Annotated in this window: 19 protein-coding genes; 5 read left to right on the forward strand and 14 right to left on the reverse strand. The window is 64.9% G+C overall.

Translation table 11 applies throughout. The annotated features are described in order from the left end of the window. Positions 1-45: 45 nt before the first annotated feature. From ACVIGA_RS21260 to ACVIGA_RS21270, 3 genes are all read left to right on the forward strand, one after another. Complete coding sequence (locus ACVIGA_RS21260; RefSeq protein ID WP_456667861.1) at positions 46-969, forward strand: LysR family transcriptional regulator; 924 nt, start codon at positions 46-48, stop codon at positions 967-969. Between the two features lie 156 nt (positions 970-1,125). Next, on the forward strand, positions 1,126-2,538 hold the full coding sequence (locus tag ACVIGA_RS21265; RefSeq protein WP_456667862.1) for an MFS transporter: 1,413 nt from the start codon (positions 1,126-1,128) through the stop codon (positions 2,536-2,538). Between the two features lie 143 nt (positions 2,539-2,681). Continuing rightward, the gene (locus ACVIGA_RS21270) at positions 2,682-3,434 is read left to right on the forward strand and encodes a sulfate transporter family protein (protein ID WP_456667863.1); all 753 of its coding nucleotides are present in this window, start codon (positions 2,682-2,684) and stop codon (positions 3,432-3,434) included. Here ACVIGA_RS21270 and ACVIGA_RS21275 read toward each other — a convergent pair. From ACVIGA_RS21275 to nth, 6 genes are all read right to left on the reverse strand, one after another. Further along, positions 3,431-4,933, reverse strand: coding sequence for a DHA2 family efflux MFS transporter permease subunit (locus ACVIGA_RS21275; RefSeq protein WP_456670851.1), 1,503 nt, complete (start codon positions 4,931-4,933; stop codon positions 3,431-3,433). The genes ACVIGA_RS21270 and ACVIGA_RS21275 overlap by 4 nt on opposite strands. 62 nt (positions 4,934-4,995) lie before the next feature. After that, on the reverse strand, positions 4,996-5,508 hold the full coding sequence (locus ACVIGA_RS21280; RefSeq protein WP_456667864.1) for an isoprenylcysteine carboxyl methyltransferase family protein: 513 nt from the start codon (positions 5,506-5,508) through the stop codon (positions 4,996-4,998). Next, on the reverse strand, positions 5,505-6,566 hold the full coding sequence (locus ACVIGA_RS21285) for a type III polyketide synthase (protein ID WP_456667865.1): 1,062 nt from the start codon (positions 6,564-6,566) through the stop codon (positions 5,505-5,507). The genes ACVIGA_RS21280 and ACVIGA_RS21285 overlap by 4 nt, the downstream gene beginning before the upstream one ends. Before the next feature lie 134 nt (positions 6,567-6,700). After that, complete coding sequence (locus ACVIGA_RS21290; RefSeq protein WP_456667866.1) at positions 6,701-8,329, reverse strand: MFS transporter; 1,629 nt, start codon at positions 8,327-8,329, stop codon at positions 6,701-6,703. Further along, a complete protein-coding gene (locus tag ACVIGA_RS21295; protein ID WP_456667867.1) occupies positions 8,316-9,467 on the reverse strand; it encodes an HlyD family secretion protein in 1,152 nt (383 codons plus the stop codon). The genes ACVIGA_RS21290 and ACVIGA_RS21295 overlap by 14 nt, the downstream gene beginning before the upstream one ends. A 66-nt stretch (positions 9,468-9,533) precedes the next feature. After that, complete coding sequence (gene nth / locus ACVIGA_RS21300; RefSeq protein WP_456667868.1) at positions 9,534-10,319, reverse strand: endonuclease III; 786 nt, start codon at positions 10,317-10,319, stop codon at positions 9,534-9,536. 22 nt (positions 10,320-10,341) lie between these two features. Here nth and ACVIGA_RS21305 point away from each other — a divergent pair, with 22 nt between their 5' ends. Both ACVIGA_RS21305 and ACVIGA_RS21310 read left to right on the forward strand, forming a co-directional pair. Next, positions 10,342-10,902: a DUF2244 domain-containing protein gene (locus ACVIGA_RS21305; protein WP_456667869.1), complete on the forward strand. Its 561-nt coding sequence runs from the start codon at positions 10,342-10,344 to the stop codon at positions 10,900-10,902. Between the two features lie 57 nt (positions 10,903-10,959). Then, complete coding sequence (locus ACVIGA_RS21310) at positions 10,960-11,859, forward strand: methylated-DNA--[protein]-cysteine S-methyltransferase (protein WP_456670852.1); 900 nt, start codon at positions 10,960-10,962, stop codon at positions 11,857-11,859. Positions 11,860-12,037: 178 nt separating this feature from the next. Here the strand turns inward: ACVIGA_RS21310 and ACVIGA_RS21315 are convergent, their stop codons facing one another. From ACVIGA_RS21315 to dnaK, 8 genes are all read right to left on the reverse strand, one after another. After that, on the reverse strand, positions 12,038-12,661 hold the full coding sequence (locus tag ACVIGA_RS21315; protein ID WP_092120934.1) for a 2,3-bisphosphoglycerate-dependent phosphoglycerate mutase: 624 nt from the start codon (positions 12,659-12,661) through the stop codon (positions 12,038-12,040). A 47-nt stretch (positions 12,662-12,708) separates the two neighbouring features. Further along, positions 12,709-13,521: a 4-hydroxy-tetrahydrodipicolinate reductase gene (dapB, locus tag ACVIGA_RS21320; RefSeq protein ID WP_223971446.1), complete on the reverse strand. Its 813-nt coding sequence runs from the start codon at positions 13,519-13,521 to the stop codon at positions 12,709-12,711. A 160-nt stretch (positions 13,522-13,681) separates the two neighbouring features. Further along, positions 13,682-13,978, reverse strand: a complete 297-nt coding sequence (locus tag ACVIGA_RS21325; RefSeq protein WP_057020363.1) for a DUF1330 domain-containing protein — start codon at positions 13,976-13,978, stop codon at positions 13,682-13,684. Between the two features lie 23 nt (positions 13,979-14,001). Continuing rightward, positions 14,002-14,712 carry an orotidine-5'-phosphate decarboxylase gene (pyrF, locus tag ACVIGA_RS21330; protein WP_456667870.1) on the reverse strand — a complete coding sequence of 237 codons (711 nt, stop codon included), beginning with the start codon at positions 14,710-14,712 and terminating at the stop codon, positions 14,002-14,004. A 6-nt stretch (positions 14,713-14,718) separates the two neighbouring features. Beyond that, positions 14,719-15,297 carry an NADPH-dependent FMN reductase gene (locus ACVIGA_RS21335; RefSeq protein ID WP_456667871.1) on the reverse strand — a complete coding sequence of 193 codons (579 nt, stop codon included), beginning with the start codon at positions 15,295-15,297 and terminating at the stop codon, positions 14,719-14,721. Between the two features lie 48 nt (positions 15,298-15,345). Further along, positions 15,346-15,948 carry a class I SAM-dependent methyltransferase gene (locus ACVIGA_RS21340; RefSeq protein WP_097671376.1) on the reverse strand — a complete coding sequence of 201 codons (603 nt, stop codon included), beginning with the start codon at positions 15,946-15,948 and terminating at the stop codon, positions 15,346-15,348. A gap of 100 nt (positions 15,949-16,048) precedes the next feature. Then, positions 16,049-17,179, reverse strand: a complete 1,131-nt coding sequence (gene dnaJ, locus ACVIGA_RS21345) for a molecular chaperone DnaJ (protein ID WP_223971440.1) — start codon at positions 17,177-17,179, stop codon at positions 16,049-16,051. Between the two features lie 146 nt (positions 17,180-17,325). Beyond that, positions 17,326-19,227: a molecular chaperone DnaK gene (dnaK, locus tag ACVIGA_RS21350; RefSeq protein WP_223971437.1), complete on the reverse strand. Its 1,902-nt coding sequence runs from the start codon at positions 19,225-19,227 to the stop codon at positions 17,326-17,328. Positions 19,228-19,622 lie beyond the last annotated feature (395 nt).

Genomic DNA, 19,622 nt, shown 5'->3' on the forward strand with positions numbered 1-19,622 from the left:
AATCTGTCGAATAGTGCATTCGTCGTTCTAGAACGCAGAACCCCAATGGATTCCCGCCAGCTTCGCTATTTCATCGCGGTTTATGAGCAACGCAACCTGTCGCGGGCGGCGGATCAGGCCAATGTCGCGCAATCCGCGCTCAGCCACCACATCGCCAATCTCGAGGCGGAATTCGCCACGCCGCTGTTCGAGCGCAAACCGCGCGGCATGGAACCGACCGCGGCGGGCGAACGGCTTTATGAGCATGCCCGCATCATCCTGCGCGCGATGGCGGCGGCCGAGCGCGAGATCAAGGAAGGCGGCAGCGCCATTGCCGGCGAGATCTCGATCGGCATGGCCAATTCCGGCATGAAGGCGATCGGCGTGCCGCTGATGCGGACCGTGCTGGCGAAGTATCCGAACCTGAAGCTGTCGCTGACCGAAAGTCTCTCCGGCGCGACGCTGCTGCATTTGATGAACTCCGATGTCGATCTCGCGCTGGTCTACAATCCGCCGTCGGAAAAGGATCTGATCGCCGAGCCGGTGCTGGAGGAGCAGATGTTCTGCGTCGGCACCGAGAAGCTGATCGGCAAGAAGGGACCGATCACGTTCGAGCAGGTGGCCCAGCTGCCGCTGATCCTGCTGCGGCACGGGCTGTCGGCCCGCGCTTTGCTGGACGACCCGGTGCCGCTGAAGCGGCTGGAGGCCAACGCCATCCTGCACCTCAATTCGACCAGCGGCATGATCGGCGCCTTGACCGCGGGTCTCGGCTGCACGATCGCGACCACGCACTTCGTCAGCGAGCCGTTGAAAGCGCGCTTGCTGGTCGCACGCGAGGTGATCGAACCCAGGCTGAGCCGCACGCTCTATCTCTGCCGCTTGCGCAACCGGCCGATGACCTATGCGATGGAAGAGATGTGCCGGCTGATCCGCTCCCTGATCGCCGAACAGGTCGGGCGCGGCGCGTGGGAGGCGACGCTGCTGATCTAAGGCGCGTTCGAGCGCGTCAAAAAGCAGCGCTATCGAAAATATCGAACGATTCCTTCGATATGTTCGTCTGGATTTCTGGCACCCGGCTGCCAAACATGCGCAACCGGCACGCCTTCGCAAGAAAGGCGGCCGCTGGACCATCCCGGGAGGACCATCATGAGCGCCGTCGAACTCGGCTCGGTTGCCGATCTTGCCAACACGACAAGCGGGCCGGACCAGATCTCGCGGCGCCTCGAGGCGCTGCCGACCTCCGGCTATGTCTGGCGGCTGGTGATCCTGCTCTCGCTCGGCGGCTGCTTCGAGATCTACGATCTGTTCTTCACCGGCTATATCGCACCGGGCCTCGCCCGTAGCGGGCTGATGACTACGACGACGCAGGCCTTCTTCGGGTTCTCCGGGATCGGCGCCTTCGTCGCGGCGACCTTCGCCGGCCTGTTCATCGGCACGTTCTGCCTCGGCTTCCTCGCCGATCGCTACGGGCGCAAGGCCGTGTTCACTTATTCGCTGCTGTTCTACAGCGCGGCGTCGGTGATCATGGCGTGCCAGACCACCCCCGGCGGCGTGCTGCTGTGGCGCTTCATCGCCGGGATCGGGATCGGCATCGAGGTCATCACCATCGACGCCTACATCACCGAGCTGGTGCCGAGCTGGATGCGCGGCCGCGCCTTTGCGATCAACCAGGCGGTGATGCTCTCGGCGGTGCCAATCGTCGCCGCGCTGTCGTGGTGGCTGGTGCCGCTCTCGCCTTACGGCATCGACGGCTGGCGCTGGGTGGTGCTGATCGGTGCCGCCGCCAGCATGATCATCTGGGTGCTCCGGCTCTACGTGCCGGAAAGCCCGCTCTGGCTGGCCCGGCACGGCCGCCTTGCCGAGGCCGAGACAATCATGCGGAGGCTCGAGACCTCATCGCCGACGGCCGCGCCGCGCCCTGCCGCTAAAGCCGCAATGGCGCCGGCACGTCCGGCGGTCGAAACCGGCTATGCCGATTTGTTCCGGCCGCCCTATGCCTCGCTCGTCGTGCTCTTAATGATCTTCAATCTGTGCCAGGCGTTCGGCGTCTACGGTTTCTCCAACTGGGTTCCGGCGCTCCTGGTCCAGAAGGGCATCAACGTCACCAAGAGCCTGCAATATTCCTTCATCATCGCCTTCGCCTATCCGCTCGCGCCGCTGCTGGCCGCAACCTTCGCCGACCGTTTCGAGCGCAAATGGATCATTTGCGGCGCGGCCGCCGCGATCTCGGTGTTCGGCCTCGCCTTCGCGCAGCTCACCGAGCCGGTGCTCCTGATCGCCAGCGGCGTGCTAGTGACGGGCGCCAACATGACGCTGTCCTACGCCTATCACTCCTACCAGACCGAGGTGTTCCCGACCGCGATCCGGGCGCGCGCGGCGGGCCTCGTCTATTCGATGAGCCGGCTCAGCGCGACCTTCTCCGGCTTCATCGTGGCGTTCATGTTGAAGGAGGCCGGCGTCAGCGGGGTGTTCGGCCTGATCACCGCGGCGATGGTCATCGTCATTATTACGATTGGTGTCTGGGGACCCAACGTCCGCGGCAAGCCGCTCGACGCCTGAAGCGTTTCTTGACGCGAACCGGCGTCGGCCCCGCATCAAACGGACTTCGCTCGAAAACGCTGTGACCGCGACACAAGCGGCACTTGCCGAAGCCATATTGGGTAGCTACCTCTCGCACGTCATTTTACAGAGGCAACCCGGTCATGTTCGACGCCGCCGTCAAGGCGCTTTCGCAAATCCTGTCGCCGCCGATGCGCACGATCCTGTGGCGTTCGATCGGACTTGCGCTGGTGCTGATCACCGTGCTCGCGATCGGATTGCAGCGGCTGCTGAGCTGGTTTGCCGACACCGGCGAGATCTGGGCCGAAGGCATGCTCGGCCCCAACTTCCATTCCACCCTGCACGTGCTGTCCTGGGTCATCTCGATCTCGGCGGGCCTCGGCGTCGTGCTCGGCGGCATCTTCCTGATGCCCGCGATCACCTCGCTGGTGGCGAGCCTGTTCGTCGACGACGTCGCCGACCATGTCGAGCGCGAGCACTATCCGGCCGACCATCCCGGCACGGCGCTGCCGGTGACGCTGGCGACCATCGAGGGCGTCAAGACGGCGCTGCTGACGATCCTGGTCTACCTGGTCGCGCTGCCGTTCGTGCTGTTCGCGGGTGCGGGTTTCATCATCTTCTTCATCGCGACCGCCTGGCTGCTCGGCCGCGAATATTTCGAACTCGCCGCGATGCGCTTCCGCTCGCCGGAGGATGCCAAGGCGATGCGCAAGGAGAATGCGGCAACCGTGTTTACCGCCGGCCTGTTCATCGCCGCCTTCGTCTCGATCCCGATCGTCAATCTGGCGACGCCGCTGTTCGGGATGGCCTTCATGGTCCACATGTACAAGCGGCTGTCGGGCCCGCGGCGCGAATTGATCGAGCCGGCGCGGCGAAGCAACGTGCCGACGATCTAGCTCGCATCCCGGGGCACCTGCACCGATGCAGGCATCCGATCGCGCGCCAATAACACCAGCAGCAGCCCGACGATCGCGACGCAAGCGAGCATCGCCCATGCCTCGTTGACGCTGAGGGCGAGCGATGCCCGCTCGACCAGCGGCCGGATAAACGCCACCGTCGCGTCATCAGGCGGACCCGGCGGGCGGTTGATCAGCAACATTGGATCGAGGCCGATCGCCTGTGCGGCGTTGAGATCACCTGTCAGCAGGCGTGCACGAAAATCCTCACCAAAAATTGGACTTCGCCCATAGAGGATCGTATCGATCAGGGCGATCCCGATCGCGCCACCCAGATTGCGCATCAGGTTGAACAATCCGCTGGCGTCGGCAACCTCCGCCTCCGGCAGAGTGCCCAACGCAATGCGTGTCGGCGGCAGCAGACAGAACATGATCGCGACACCGCGCATGATCTGCGGCCACAACATCTCTCCGAAATCCGCGGTGCGCGGCTGAAAGGCACTCAAGCCGAGGCCGAGCGCAAACAAGGCGAAGCCTGTCGCAGTCAACAGGAGCTCGCCGATACGGCTTTCGAGGATTGCCGCCAGCGGCGCGGCGATCAGCTGCGCAACCCCGGTGACCAGCATGATGGTGCCGATCTCGAAGGCATCATGGCGGCGGACGAAGCCGAGGAACACTGGCATCAGATAGGTCGATCCATACAGGCCGATGCCGAGGCAAAAGCTCAGGGCGCAACCGATCGTGAACGAACGCCGCCTGAACAGGGTCAATCGCGCGATCGGATCCGCCGCGCGGAACGTGCGGCGGATCAGCAGCGCCATCCCTGCCATGCTTCCGATCAGCAGGCTCAGGCAAGGGGTCGAGATCCAGCCGCGCTGCGGCGCTTCCTTCAAACCGACCATGAGGCTTGCGAGCGCCGCTGCGAGCAGGATCAGCGACCATGTGTCCAGTCTGGCGAACGCGCGGAGATTCACGCTCTCTTTCGGCAGCAGCAATGGCGTGACCGTGGCCGCAATCGTTCCCGGAACCAGGTTGATCAGGAACAGCCACGGCCACGACCAGGTCTGTGTGATCCAGCCGCCGACAACAGGTCCAACCGTCGGTGCGAGCACCGCGACGACGCCGCCGATCGTAGTCGCCACCGCATGAAGCCGCGCCGGAAACAGCGTGAACACGGCGGAGAACACCGCAGGGATCAGGACGCCACCGGAAAATCCCTGCAGCACCCGAAACACCAGCAGCACGGCAAAGCCGCCGCTGAAGGCGCAGCCGACCGAGGCGATCGTGAACAGGCTCACGGCGATCGCGAACAGCCATCGGAGCGACAGCGCATGGGTGAACAATCCGGTCAGCGGGATCGCGATCACCTCCGCGATCAGATAGGCGGTCTGGATCCAGCTCATCGCGGACGGCGAGATCGCGAGCGCGCGCTGGATCGTCGGCAGCGAGGTTGCGACGACCTGGATGTCGAGGATCGCCATGAACATGCCGAGGCACATCAGGAGGAAGCCGGCCCAGGTCGCCGCCGACGGGCTGTCGGCGCGATGCTCCGCCCCGGCGCTCATGGCGTGCTGACGCGCGGCCAGTCCGCAACCGAGAGCGCGCGGCTCTCGGTGCGAATCCGGATCGCGAGCACCGCGAGATTGAGCACGGTGAAGAGCACCGCCAGCACCGGCAGATGCAGTGCGAGCGGAAGCAGCGCGATCTCCCCGACGACGACGGCATAGTTTGGATGAGGGAAATATCGGTACGGTCCGGATGCGACCAGCGGCGCGCCCGGCAAGACGATGATCCGCGTCGTCCATCGCGGCCCGAGCGCGGCGAGGATCCGCAGCCGCAGGCCTTGCAGCGCCAGAAAGGCCGCGAACGCGGTCAGGTTGACATCCTGGTTGCGGCCCCAGATCCACAGCGCGACCAGCCAGCCGGCGTGAAGCAGCACAATGAGGGGGTAGTGCCTGGCGCCGACCTCGATCGCGCCTCGGGCCAGCAGCCGCTCCGTGTTGCGACGTGACAGCACGAGCTCGCCGAGACGCTGCAAGGTGACCAGCGCAAGGATGACCGAAGCGAAGCTCATGCCGCGTGCCTGAGCGCAACGCAGCTGAGCGTGAAGCCGGGCCCGAGCGCCGTAAGCAGCGAGCGCGGCGGCAAGCCCTTGGCGCGGGCGCGTTCGAGGACAAAGAGAACTGTCGGGGCCGACATGTTGCCGCACGCCGCGATGACGTCGCGTTCGTGATCGAGCGTGCCCTGATCGAGCGCGAGCGCCCGCTCCAGCGCGGCGATGACCTTGGTACCACCGGGATGGCAGAGGAAGCGATCGATATCACCGGCCGTCAGCTCCATCCGTGCCAGGATTTCGGCAACGGCCGCTCCAACATGGTCGCGGACGAAATCCGGAATGGTGCGCTGGAAGACGACGCCGAATCCTTCCGGATCGACCGTCCAGCCCATGATGCCGAGCGTATCCGGCCACAGCTTTTCGCCGGCCGCCTCGATCCGCGTCGCACCGCCGTCGCCGGCGCGCAGCACGATCGCAGCGGCGCCATCGCCGAACAGGCTGGCGGCGACGATATTCGCCTTGGTGAGCTCATCGTGGCGGACCGCGAGCGTGCAGAGCTCGAGCGCAACCAGCAGCACGTTCGCACCGGGCTGCGCCTGCGCCAGCCGCGCCGCGATCGACAGGCCCGACACGCCGCCCGCGCAGCCGAGGCCGAACACCGGCACGCGCGACACATCGGTCCGCAGGCCGAGTTGGCCCGCGACGCGCGCCTCCAGCGTCGGCGTGGCGATGCCCGTCGAGCACACCGTGACCACGACGTCGATGTCGCTGCCGGTCAGCTCCGCACGGGCTATCGCCTTGCGGGCGACCTCGACGAACAGCGCCTCCGCGCCTTCCAGGAATGCCTGCGTACGCTCCGGCCAGCCGCGCCGTTCGAGATACCATTCGATCGGCTTCACGCCATAGCGATGCTGAATGCCGGTGTTGGCGAACAGGCTGGAGAGCGTCTCGAACTCAGGATAGCGGTCGGCGAGAAGGTCGCGCGCGGCTCGCAGGATTTGTCCCTGATGGAATAGATGCGGTGGAATCGCCGTCGCCATGGAAACAAGCGCGGCCGTCTGCTTGGTCTCGATCATCGTGGCTCCCGTTCCCCCGCTTGTGGAACCACGCGACGTGCAAAATATTTCAGACAGCCCCGAGATAGCTGGGGCGCCGCATTCACTATAAATTGACCCCGGCAGCGGCAAGCCGCCGGCGATATCCGCGCAAATCAGGACGCGGCGGCGTCCGGCTTGCGCAGCGCGTTCTTCACGAAGCCGAGCGGCACCGGCGACAGCGGACCTTGCGGCGCGCGCGTGATCAGGGCGACCAGCAACAGCGCCAGGATCGCGATCCAGAAGCACAGCCAGAAGCCGTCAATGTAGGCGAGCGTGTTGGCCTCGCGCTGCACGAGGGCCGCGAGCGTGCCGATGGCACGTCCCGCCGCCGCCCCGATGCCGTGGCCGGAAAATTCACCTGCCAAGCGCTTCAGCAGGTTGACGACGTCGACATCGCCGTTCTGGACGTGCTGGCCGAGATAATTCGAATGGATCTGCTCGCGGACGCGCAGCCAGGTCCCCATCAGGGCGATGCCGATCTCGGCGCCGCCGAGCCGCATGATCTGGATGTAGGCCGCGAACGCGGTCGCCCGCGACGGATCGGAATTGGACAGCGCCATGATGATGATCGGCAGCAGCGTCAGCGCCTGCCCGACCGACGTGAGCAGCACGATGCCGACGAAATCCTCGCGCGCCCAGACATGGCTGAGCTGCGTGCCCCAGAGATTGGCGGCCGCGAATGCCGAGAACCCGAGCACCACGACGATGCGCGGATCGAGGTGACGCAACAGGACAATCGAGACCGGCACCAGCAGAAACATCGGCAGCGCGCCGTAAGTGAACAGCAGCGCGCCCGACTGCTCCGGCCGCAGCGCGCCGACGCTACCGAGGAAATTCGGCACCAGCGACGAGTTCGACAGGCTGGTCAGCGTGTACAAGAGGATGACGATCAGCGAGAGCCCGATATTGCGCGAGAACAGCACGTTGAAATGCGCCCACGGCCGGGGCGCGACCGTCTCGTTGATCATGAAGGCGACGATCAGCAGCCCGCCGCCGATAAGGAGCGCCATCACGGTGCCCGACGATAGCCAGTCCAGCCGGTTGCCCTGATCGAGCCCCGCATAGACCATCCCGAGGCCGGCGCCGAGCAGCAGCATGCCGCCCCAATCGGCATGGTGCAGCAGGTCGCGATTGACCGGCTCGTTCGGCGTGCCGAGATAAACCATCAGCCCCATCAGCGGCGCGACCACGACACCCTGCCAATACAGCCACTGCCAGCCGAGGTGCTCGACATAGAATCCGACCAACGAGCTCGACGTATCCAGCGCGAAGCCGACGCGGATCGAATACATCGCGATCGCCGGCAGCCACCATCGGATCGGCAAATTGCGCAGGATGATCATCAGCGTCGCCGGCACGAAGGTGCCGAGCAGCATGCCGTGCACGATGCTGAGCACGATCAGCGTCGTGTAGTCGTGCACGAACGGGATGGTCAGCGAGACTACGGCATAGACCAGGCTCGGAATTCCGAGCACGCGACGCAGGCCGAACGCAGTGGCGAGCCAGGCCACCGCGGGCGCGATGAAGATCTGCGAGCCGATCGCAGCGGTCGAGAGCCAGGCGCCCTCGTCGAAGGTGAGTGAGAACGCGCCCCGCAGGTCGGGCAGGCCAACCGAGGTCAGGCGGCTGTCGAAGTTCGCCAGGAACGCGCCGAGCAGCACGGCGACGACGGCAAACACCGGATAGCGGGCGACGTCGCCGCGCGAGACCGGACCGCTGTTGCGGTCGTCATTTTCCGCCATTGGCGACCGCCTCGCCGGTGTTGATCCGCGTGACCACCGACATGCCCGGCAGCAGGCGATCGAGCAACGGCTGGCCCTTGTCGAACTGGATGCGCACCGGGATGCGCTGCACCACCTTGGTGAAATTGCCGGTGGCGTTGTCGGGCGGCAGTAGCGCGAATTGCGATCCGCTCGCCGGCGCGATGCGCTCGACGACGCCGCGCAGCGTCTGGCCCGAGAACGTATCGACGGTGACCTCGACCGGCTGGCCCGGCTTGACGTTGGTCAGCTGGGTTTCCTTGTAGTTGGCGATCACATAGACGTTCGGCAGCGGCACGACGTTGATCAGATTGGTGCCGATGTTGACGTAATCGCCCGGCTGCACCTGACGCTCGCCGGTGACGCCGTCGAACGGCGCGACGATCCTGGTGTAACCAAGCTTGAGCTTGGCCGATGCCAGCAGCGCCTTGGCGGCGTCGAGATCGGCGGCGCGTTGCTTCTTGGTGCCCTGCAGGACCTCGAGCTGATGGCGCTGCGCTGCGATCACTGCACGGCTGGCCTGCACGTCCGCCTCCGACTTCGCATAGGATGCGGTGGCCTGCTCGAGCCGCTGCCGCGTGCCGGCGTCGGTCTGCGACAGCGACTGCTGACGCTCTTGCTCCTGGCGCGCCAGGGTCTGCTGCGCCTCCGCCGACAGCCGCGAGGCCTCGGCTTGCGCGATGGTCGCATATTGCAGCTCGACCTGGTTGTTGAGGTTGTCGAGCGCGGCCTGCGCGCCGACCACACCCGCCTCGGCCTGCGCGACCTGCGCCTGATAATCGGCAGGATCGATCTGCACCAAGAGATCGCCGGCCTTGACGCGCTGGAAATCGGAGATGGCGACCGTGAGCACTTCGCCGGACACGCGGCTCGAAAGTTGGGTCAACTCGGCGCGCACATAGGCATCATTGGTGGTCTGGATCGTGGCACTGCCGACCCAGGCGTCCCAATGCGTGGTCGCCACCGCGACGAACACAAGCGCAGCCAGCACCGCAAACAGCGGGATAGCGAAGCGACCCCAAAACCCGCTCGGCGCAGGCTGCGGCTTGGCTGGCGCGGCCGCTGGGGCAGACGCGGTCTGGCTGGCGGGTGGCGGACTGTCTTGAACCTGCTCTGTCACACCACACTCCCGTCAGTCACACCCGGAACGCCGGACAACCTGCCAGCACATGATGACGATCATGCCTTAGACGGTCTTCTCCGGCCACCGGCAAAGATCATTGATCAAACATACGTCGCAACGCGGACCGCGGGCGAGGCAGGTATAGCGGCCATGCAGGATCAGCCAGTGATGGGCGTGCAGCATGAACTCGGCCGGGATCACCTTCTCCAGTCCCAGCTCGACCTCGAGCGGCGTCTTGCCGGGCGCGAGACCGGTGCGGTTGCCGACCCGAAACACATGGGTGTCGACCGCCATCGTGTGTTCGCCGAACGCCATGTTGAGCACGACATTCGCGGTCTTGCGGCCGGCGCCGGGCAATGACTCGATTTCGGCACGGGTGCGCGGCACCTTGCTGCCGAATTCGGCGATCAGCTTTTCGGACAGCGCGATGACGTTCCTGGCCTTGTTGCGATAGAGCCCGATGGTCCTGATGTAGTCGCGCACTCTGTCTTCGCCTAGCTCAAGCATCTTCTCCGGCGTGTCGGCGATCGCAAACAGCGCCCGCGTCGCCTTGTTGACGCCGGCGTCGGTCGCCTGCGCCGACAACACCACGGCCACCAGCAGCGTGTAGGGGTTGAGATGCTCGAGCTCGCCCTTCGGCTCGGGATTGGCTTTGCGGAACCGATCGAAAGCCTCGTAGACCTCCGCCGCCGTCCATGGTTTTGGCTTTGCAACCTTCTTGGCGGCCTTCGTCGCCGGCTTCGTTGCCGCGCGTTTGGGCAGCGGCTTTGCCGCCTTCGCGGCCTTCTTCTTCGGCACGGACCGAACGCTTGAGGTGCCGGCGCGTTGAGAGCGGATGATTTTGGCCATGAACGGGATATACTGATACGTCATGACCGCAGGCAACGACTTTGATCCGGGCGAAGACCCCAGGGCCAATGACCTCGACGCCGATGCGCCCGAGGCGGAGCCGAAACTGTTCTCGGCGCTGCTGACGCCGCACCGCTCGCTGAATCGCACCGGCTTCATCGTGCTGATGTCGTTCGTCACCGTGGTCAGCTTCATCGCCGGCGCGGTGTTCTGGTGGCTGGGCGCCTGGCCGATCTTCGGCTTCTTCGGCCTCGACGTGCTGGTGATCTACTGGGCGTTCAAGGTCAATTTCCGCTCCGCCAAGGCAAGCGAAGAGATCACCGTCACGCCGTCGGAACTGCGGGTGCGCCGGATCAGTCACCGCGGCCATGTGGTGGAATGGGTGCTCAACCCGCTCTGGGTGCGGTTCGAGCAGATCTCGCACGAGGAGTTCGGCATCGAGCGGCTTTACCTGGTGTCCCGGGGCCGCCGGGTCAGCGTTGGCAGCTTCCTCGGCCCGGACGAAAAGGCAAGCTTTTCCAAAGCTTTGACCGCAGCCCTGAACACCGCGAAGCGCGGCCCGACTTACAATCCCATCGCTTGATCGTGCTTGTCAGAAATCGGGTGGTTTGGACGCGCCATGGCTCCTAAATCAGATACCATGATGACACTCGCCATACACGACCAGCGCCTGGCCAAGCCGGGCTTCCACCAGAGCGCCGCGCTGCGCGACTACGACTCGGTGCGGCGCGCCATCGCGTTCATCTCGGAGCACTGGCGCGCGCAGCCGACCATCGAAGCGATGGCCGATGCCGCCGCCGTCACGCCGGATGAACTGCACCATCTGTTCCGCCGCTGGGCCGGGCTGACGCCGAAGGCTTTCATGCAGGCGTTGACCCTGGATCACGCCAAGAACCTGCTGCGCGATTCCGCCAGCGTACTCGACGCCGCACTCGACTCGGGTCTCTCGGGCCCGGGACGGCTGCACGATCTGTTCGTCACGCATGAGGCGATGTCGCCCGGCGAATGGAAGACCGGCGGCGGCGGCATGACGCTGCGTTTCGGCTTCCACCCCTCGCCGTTCGGCACCGCGATCGTGATCGCAACCGACCGCGGGCTCGCAGGGCTCGCCTTCGCCGACCCCGGCGACGAGCAGACGGCATTTGCCGACATGAAGCGGCGCTGGCCGAACGCGACCTTTGTCGAGGACACCGATGGCACCACCGCGCTGGCGCAGCGCGTGTTCGATACGAAGTTGTGGCGGGCGGACCAGCCGCTGCGCGTCGTCTTGATCGGCACCGACTTCGAGGTGCGGGTCTGGGAAACGCTGCTCAAGGTCCCGATGGGCCGCGCCGTGAGCTATTCCGACATCGCCACCAAGATCAGCAATCCGAAGGCGTCGCGCGCCGTCGGCGCCGCGGTCGGCCGCAATCCGGTGTCGTTCGTGGTGCCCTGCCATCGCGCCCTCGGCAAGAGCGGCGCGCTGACCGGCTATCACTGGGGCATCACCCGCAAGCAGGCAATGCTGGGCTGGGAAGCCGGCCAGGTGGGATTGCACTGACCTTCCTTAGCCGGGCGCTCACACTCTCTCACCGTCACCCTGAGGAGCGCGAAGCGCGTCTCGAAGGGTCGACGGCCCGGCTGGTGGCCGTGCATCCTTCGAGACGCGCTTCGCGCTCCCCCAGCGACAAAGGCAAAGCCTTTGCGCGGGGATGACGGGTTGAGCGATTGAGTGTTCTCTAAGCCGCGAGATCGACCTTCGACGCAACGGTGGAATCGGCGTTGAGCCGATAGACCACCGGCGCACCGGTCGCGAGTTCGCGCTTGAGTATCTGCTCCGGAGAAAGCTTCTCCAGCACCATGATCAGCGCGCGCAGCGAATTGCCGTGGGCGGCGATCAGCGTGCGCTGGCCGCGCAGCACGCCGGGCAGGATCTCCTGCACGTAATAGGGCAGCGTGCGCGCCAGCGTATCCTTCAGGCTCTCGCCGCCGGGCGGCGGCACATCGTAGGAGCGGCGCCAGACCAGGACCTGGTCCTCGCCCCACTTCTTGCGGGCGTCGTCCTTGTTGAGGCCCGAGAGATCGCCGTAATCACGCTCATTGAGCGCGAGATTCTTCGTGGTCGGCAATCCGGTCTGGCCGATCTGCTCCAGCATCAGCTTCAGCGTGTGCTGCGCGCGGGTCAGGTCGGAGGTGAAGGCAACGTCGAACGACAGGCCCTGCGCCTTCAGCTTGCGGCCGGCGTCCTTGGCTTCGGCGATGCCCTGCTCGGTGAGATCGGGATCCTTCCACCCGGTGAACAGGTTCTTCAGATTCCATTCGCTCTGACCGTGACGAACGAGCACAAGAAGACGATCACTCATTTCAGATTCCGTTTTCGCTTGGCTGGATTTTATTTCGTCGGGTGGTCTCAGTCGTTCAACCCGAGCACGTCGGTCATCGAATACATGCCGGGCTTCTTGCCGTGCGCCCACAGCGCCGCCTTCAGCGCGCCCTGTGCGAACAGCGCGCGATCCTCGGCATGATGCGACAGCGTGATTCGCTCCGAGGGGCCGGCAAAGATCACGCTGTGATCGCCGGCCGCGGTGCCGCCGCGCAACGAGGCAAAGCCGATATCGCCGGCACGCCGCGCGCCGGTCAGGCCATCGCGGCCGCGTGCCGAATGCTGCTCCAGCGCGATCTTGCGTCCCGCAGCCGCAGCTTCGCCGAGCATCAAGGCGGTGCCCGACGGCGCATCGATCTTGGACTTGTGGTGCAGCTCGAGAATTTCGATGTCAAAGCTCTGGTCGAGCGATTGCGCGACGCGCTTGACCAGCGCCGCAAGCAGATTGACTCCGAGGCTCATATTGCCCGACCTCACCACAATGGCGCGGTTGGTGACGCTGCGGATCACGGCATCGTCGGACTGCGACAGGCCGGTGGTGCCGATGACGTGAACCAGGCCGCGCTCGGCCGCGATCGCGACATTGGCGATGGTCGCGGCCGGTACGGTGAAATCCAGGATGCCGTCGGCGGCCGCCGACATCGACCACAGATCGGCCGACAGCTTGACGTCGTTGGCGGGAAGGCCGGCGAGCACGCCGGCGTCCTTGCCGAGCAGCTCCGAGCCCGGTGCTTCCAGCGCGCCGACCAGCACCGCCCCCGGGGTTTCGGAAATCACCCGCGTCAGCGTGCGGCCCATCCGGCCGCCGGCTCCTGCAACAATCAGACGCATGTCAGCCATGGCTCACCTCTCACCGCCGTATAAAGCATGAACCGGCAAAGGGGAAACCGGTTTTCCGGCGCGACAAACGCGGAACGCATTTGCGCGGGGATCATGCTCAAACGGCGATCGGCGGCGGCTGTTCCGGGCAACCGAACCGGCGGCGGCCCGATGTCCAGGCCTACGGGCTGTCGTGCCCCTCGATGATGATCAGGTCGGCGATCGAGTGCGGCTGCCGCACCTTGATGTTGGCCTGGTATTCCGGCGATTGGTAGCAAGCGAGCGCGGTCGCGTAATCGGGGAATTCGATCACGACGTTGCGCGAGCGGCTCTGGCCCTCGACGCCAGTGAACTTGCCGCCGCGCACGATGAACTTGCCGCCGAATTTCTGGAAGATCGCCGGGTTGGCCGCCATGTAGGGCTTGTAGCCCTCCTCATTGTGAACGTCGACGCGTCCGATCCAGTATCCCTTCGCCATCTCTATTCTCCCTTGTTGTTGGTTCAGGCGAGCGCCTGGGCGATCTCGGTGTGAATGGCTTCGGCCGCGGCCTTCGGATCGGCGGCTTCTATCACCGGACGTCCGACCACCAGATAGTCAGCGCCGGCGGCAATGGCACGGGCCGGCGTCATGATGCGCTTCTGATCGCCGGTCGCCGAGCCCGCGGGGCGAATGCCAGGGGTCACCAGGTTCATCTGATCGCCCACGATCTTGCGCAAGGCGGCAGCTTCCTCAGGCGAACTGACGATGCCGTCGACACCGAGCGCCTGCGCCTGCCGGGCGCGCGCTTCGACGAGATCGGAGACGTTGAGGCGATAGCCGGCCGCGTGCAGGTCGCTGTCATCGTAGGACGTCAGCACCGTCACCGCGAGAATCTTCAGGCCGGAGTCGGCACGCGCCTCGACCGCCGCCTTCATGGTCTGCGGATAGGCATGCACGGTGAGAAAGGTCGCGCCGAGGGCGGCGACGCTTTCGACCCCGCGTGCCACCGTGTTGCCGATGTCGTGCATCTTGAGATCGAGAAAGACTTTCTTGCCGCTGCCTGCGAGCTGCTTCGCCAGCGTAAGCCCGCCGGCGTAACCGAGCTGATAGCCGATCTTGTAGAAGGTGACGCTGTCGCCGAGCCTGTCGATCATCGCCTCGGCGCTGGCGACCGACGGCAAATCGAGCGCCACAATCAACCGGTCTCTTGGAGCGATCTTGGCTAGCTGCATGTCACCTCACATCATGCGTTGGGAATGGTCGATCAGCTGCCGCACCAGCGCCCGCATCGTGTCGATGTCGGCCTGGTGCTTCAGACGATCCATGTCGTCATAGGCCTGCTCGGCGAATGACAGCGCGAGCTGGTTCGGGATCACGGCGGCATGGCACGCCGTCAGGATCAGGCGCAGCGCCGACAGCGCGCGCGTGCCACCGAGTCGGTTGCCGGATGCCGCCGCGATCGCGAAGGCGCGGCCGTGGAACACCTGGCCACGGGTCTCGTGCGGATCCTGCACGCGGCTCACCCAGTCGATCGTGTTCTTCACCAGCGCCGGCACCGAGGAATTATATTCGGGTGTCACGATCAGCACCCCATGATGGGCGCCGATCATCCGCTTCAGATTGACGGCGTGCTGCGGCACGCCCGATTTGGCCTGCAGATCGCCGTCATAGATCGGCAGCGGAAAATCGCCGAGCGAGATGCGGGTGACGTCGGCCCCGAGCTGTGCGACTTCGTGCGCCAGCACGGCGGCGAGCTTCGCATTGAGCGAGCCTGATCGCAGCGATCCGGGGATCACGAGGATTTTCAGCGCGGACATTTCGAAATCGCGGTTAGGGCGCGTGCCCGGCGCGACAACGCAGGGCGATCAACCCTTGCGATACACCCAGACCCGCGCGGGCGGAAGGTTCATCCAGATCCGCTCGGACGCTTCTGTGGACACGCCGGGCAGCGACTTCGGAATCGGCGGCGCCACCGAATAGGTGAACTGGACGAACGGCGCACCGGGCGCGAGGGCCAGGAACGCGTCGCGGACCAGCTTCAGGCGGGTCAGCATCGGCTTGGTGACCAGCGGCAGGCCGGAGACCACGGCCGAGGCCGGGGACTTCATGACGTCCCACAGCGTGTCGCGCAGCCTGTAGGCGTCGCCCTGAACCACCTTGGCCTGCGGATAGCGTTCGCGCAGCAGCGCACAGAAGCCGGGATTGTACTCAACCAGGACGAGACGCTTTTGATCGACGCCATGCTCGATCAGCGCATTGGTGATCGCACCGGTGCCGGGTCCGAGCTCGACAACCGGTCCTTCGGACTCGGGATCGACATATTGCGCCATGGTGCGTGCAAGCAGCCGCCCGGACGGCATCACCGCGCCCATATGCAGCGGCTTCTCGATCCATGAACGGAGAAATCGAACCTCGTCGTCGAGACGGAGGGGCTTCTTCGACGCACGCACGGACGATTGCAGAGGCATGTCGCTACCAGGCGGGACCGCGCACAATCGAGCGGTTGTCAGAAAACAGTCATAAACACGTATAGATCGAAGTCGTTACGGTCAAGCATAACGACTGCGGCTAGACGGTGCGGCTTCCGAAGAAGTCCTTGACCTTAGAGAAGAAACCCGCTGCCTCCGGTTGAGTTGCGCCGGACGAGAGTTTTTCGAACTCCATCAGCAATTCTTGCTGCTTCTTGGTCAGATTCTGCGGCGTTTCGACCACAACCTGGACATACATGTCGCCGGTCTGGCGCGAACGGAGCACCGGCATACCCTTTGATGCGATGCGGAATCGGCGGCTGGACTGGGTCCCGGCCGGCACCTTCACCTTGGTCTTGCTCTTGTCGATGGTCGGCACCTCGAACTCGCCGCCGAGGGCAGCGGTGACCATCGAGATCGGCACGCGGCAGTGCAGGTCGGCGCCGTCGCGCTGGAAGAACTGGTGCGTGGTCAGCGACAGAAAGATGTAGAGGTCGCCAGGCGGTCCGCCACGGACACCGGCCTCGCCTTCGCCGGCGAGACGAATACGGGTGCCGTCCTCGACGCCCGGAGGAATGTTGACCGACAGCATGCGCTCGCGCGTCACCCGGCCGGACCCGGCGCAGGAGGCGCAGGCGTCCTCGATCATCTGGCCGCGGCCCTGACAGCCGGGGCAGGTCCGCTCCAGCGTGAAGAAGCCCTGGGCCTGCCGGATACGGCCGGCGCCGCCGCAATGCGAGCAGGTCTTCGGCTTGGTGCCGGCCTTGGCGCCGGTGCCGGAGCAGGATTCGCAAGTGACCGAGACCGGGATCTCGATCTGCGCGGTCTTGCCCTGGAAGGCCTCCTCGAGCGTGATCTCCATGTTGTAGCGCAGGTCGGCACCGCGTTCGCGGCCGCCGCTGCCGCGGCGCTGCCCGGCCATGCCGAACAGATCCTCGAAGATGTCGGAGAAGGAGGAGGCGAAGCCGGCGCCGAAGCCGGGACCGCCACCGCCCATGCCCTGCTCGAAAGCGGCATGGCCGAAGCGGTCATAGGCGGCGCGCTTGTCGCCGTCCTTCAACACCTCATAGGCTTCGTTGATTTCCTTGAACCGGACCTCGCTGCTGGCGTCGCCCGGGTTCTTGTCCGGATGCCATTTCATCGCGAGCTTGCGGAAAGCCGATTTGAGCTTGGTCTCGTCCGCGTTCCGCTCGACCTCGAGGGTCTCGTAGTAGCAGCGCTTGGTGGACATACTTCAATTCCGTCCGAAGTTCGTCGCGATCGTCAAGGATTGCGCCTGTCTGGAAGATGCAGCGATCGCCTTAAAGAAAAATGACCCCCACTCCTCCGAGACGCGTCGCGTGCTCTTTGGTGTGAGGGCCATGATCGCAAGCCCGCTTAGGCAGACTTCTTGCTGTTCTTGTCGTCGTCGACCTCGGTGAACTCCGCGTCGACAACGTCATCCTTTGCAGCGTCCTTGGCCGCATCGGCCTCAGCCTGCTGCTTGTACATTGCCTCGCCGAGCTTCATCGAAGCCTGCGCCAGCGTGTTGGTCTTGGCCTTGATCGCCTCGGCGTCGTCGCCCTTCAGCGCTTCCTTGAGGTCGCTGACAGCGTCTTCGATGGCGCGACGATCCGTCTCCGGAATCTTCGAGCCGTGCTCGGCCAAAGCCTTCTCGGTCGAATGAACCAGGCCATCGGCATGGTTCTTGGCGTCGACTGCTTCGCGGCGCTTCTTGTCCTCGGCCGCATTGGCCTCGGCGTCCTTGACCATCTTGTCGATGTCGGCCTCGGACAGACCGCCGGATGCCTGGATCCGGATCTGCTGTTCCTTGCCGGTCGCCTTGTCCTTGGCCGAGACGTTGACGATGCCGTTGGCGTCGATGTCGAAGGTCACCTCGATCTGCGGCATGCCGCGCGGAGCCGGCGGAATGCCCATCAGATCGAACTGGCCGAGCATCTTGTTGTCGGCCGCCATTTCACGCTCGCCCTGGAAGACGCGGATGGTGACGGCGCCCTGATTGTCTTCGGCCGTCGAGAACACCTGGCTCTTCTTGGTCGGGATCGTGGTGTTGCGGTCGATGATGCGGGTGAACACGCCGCCCAGCGTCTCGATGCCCAGCGACAGCGGGGTCACGTCGAGCAGCAGCACGTCCTTGACGTCGCCCTGCAGCACGCCGGCCTGGATCGCAGCACCGATCGCGACGACTTCGTCGGGATTGACGCCCTTGTGCGGCTCCTTGCCGAAGAACTGCTTCACCACTTCCTGGATCTTCGGCATGCGAGTCATGCCGCCGACCAGCACCACTTCGCCGATCTCGCCGGCGGTCAGGCCGGCATCCTTCAGCGCCTTGCGGCACGGCTCGATGGTCTTCTCGACGAGGTCGGCCACCAGCGCCTCGAACTTGGCGCGGGTCAGCTTCATCGTCAGATGCTTCGGACCGGTCTGGTCAGCCGTGATGAACGGCAGATTGATTTCGGTCTGCGTGGTCGACGACAGCTCGATCTTGGCCTTCTCGGCGGCTTCCTTCAGGCGCTGCAGAGCGAGCTTGTCGTTGCGCAGGTTGATGCCCTGCTCCTTCTGGAACTCGTCGGCGAGATAGCCGACCAGGCGCATGTCGAAGTCTTCACCACCGAGGAAGGTGTCGCCGTTGGTCGACTTCACCTCGAACACGCCGTCGCCGATCTCGAGGATCGAGACGTCGAAGGTGCCGCCGCCGAGGTCGTACACGGCGATCGTGCCGGCCTTCGTCTTGTCGAGACCGTAGGCGAGCGCGGCAGCCGTCGGCTCGTTGATGATGCGCAGCACTTCGAGACCGGCGATCTTGCCGGCATCCTTGGTGGCCTGACGCTGCGCGTCGTTGAAATAGGCAGGAACCGTGATGACGGCCTGATCGACCTTCTGGCCGAGATGCGCCTCAGCGGTCTCCTTCATCTTCTGCAGAATGAAGGCCGAGACCTGCGAGGGCGAATAGGTCTTGCCGTCGGCTTCGACCCAGGCATCGCCGTTCGACGCTTTGACGATCTTGTAGGGAACGAGCTTCTTGTCCTTCTCGACCATCGGGTCGTCATAGCGGCGGCCGATGAGGCGCTTCACCGCAAAGAACGTACGCTCGGGATTGGTCACCGCCTGGCGCTTCGCCGGCTGTCCGACAAGGCGCTCGCCATCGTCGGTGAAAGCAACGATCGACGGCGTCGTTCGCATGCCCTCGGCATTCTCGATCACCTTGGCGTTCTTGCCATCCATCACGGCGACGCACGAATTCGTGGTGCCGAGGTCGATCCCAATGACCTTACCCATGGTTTTGATATCCTCTTTGCTAAGGCAGGTTGGTGTTGGGCCCTGACGGCGCTCCGTACCGAACCCCCCAGACGTTCACATACTCGCGATATTGCGACGGTGAGCCTGATATAGGAGAGAGGGTCCTGCCCGCAAGGACTGGACGCAACGTTGAGGCCTGAAAAGACTGACGTTTGAAAGATTGTGTCAGTCCGGCTGCGGCCCCGGTTCAAGCCCAAACCAAGTTAACGGATCGGCAATGATGCCGCCGGCCGTCGACCGCGACGTCAGCAGCGCGACGTCAGCGCTGTTGAGTGAACGCTCACAAACGTCGTATGCGAGAGCGGCGCACGGGTCGAGGGCGCGCTGTTTGGCCGCTGGCGGCCGCAGGTGGTCGCTCCTGGAAACCTCGGGAA

The sequence above is a fragment of the Bradyrhizobium sp. USDA 3240 genome (genome assembly GCF_054063295.1).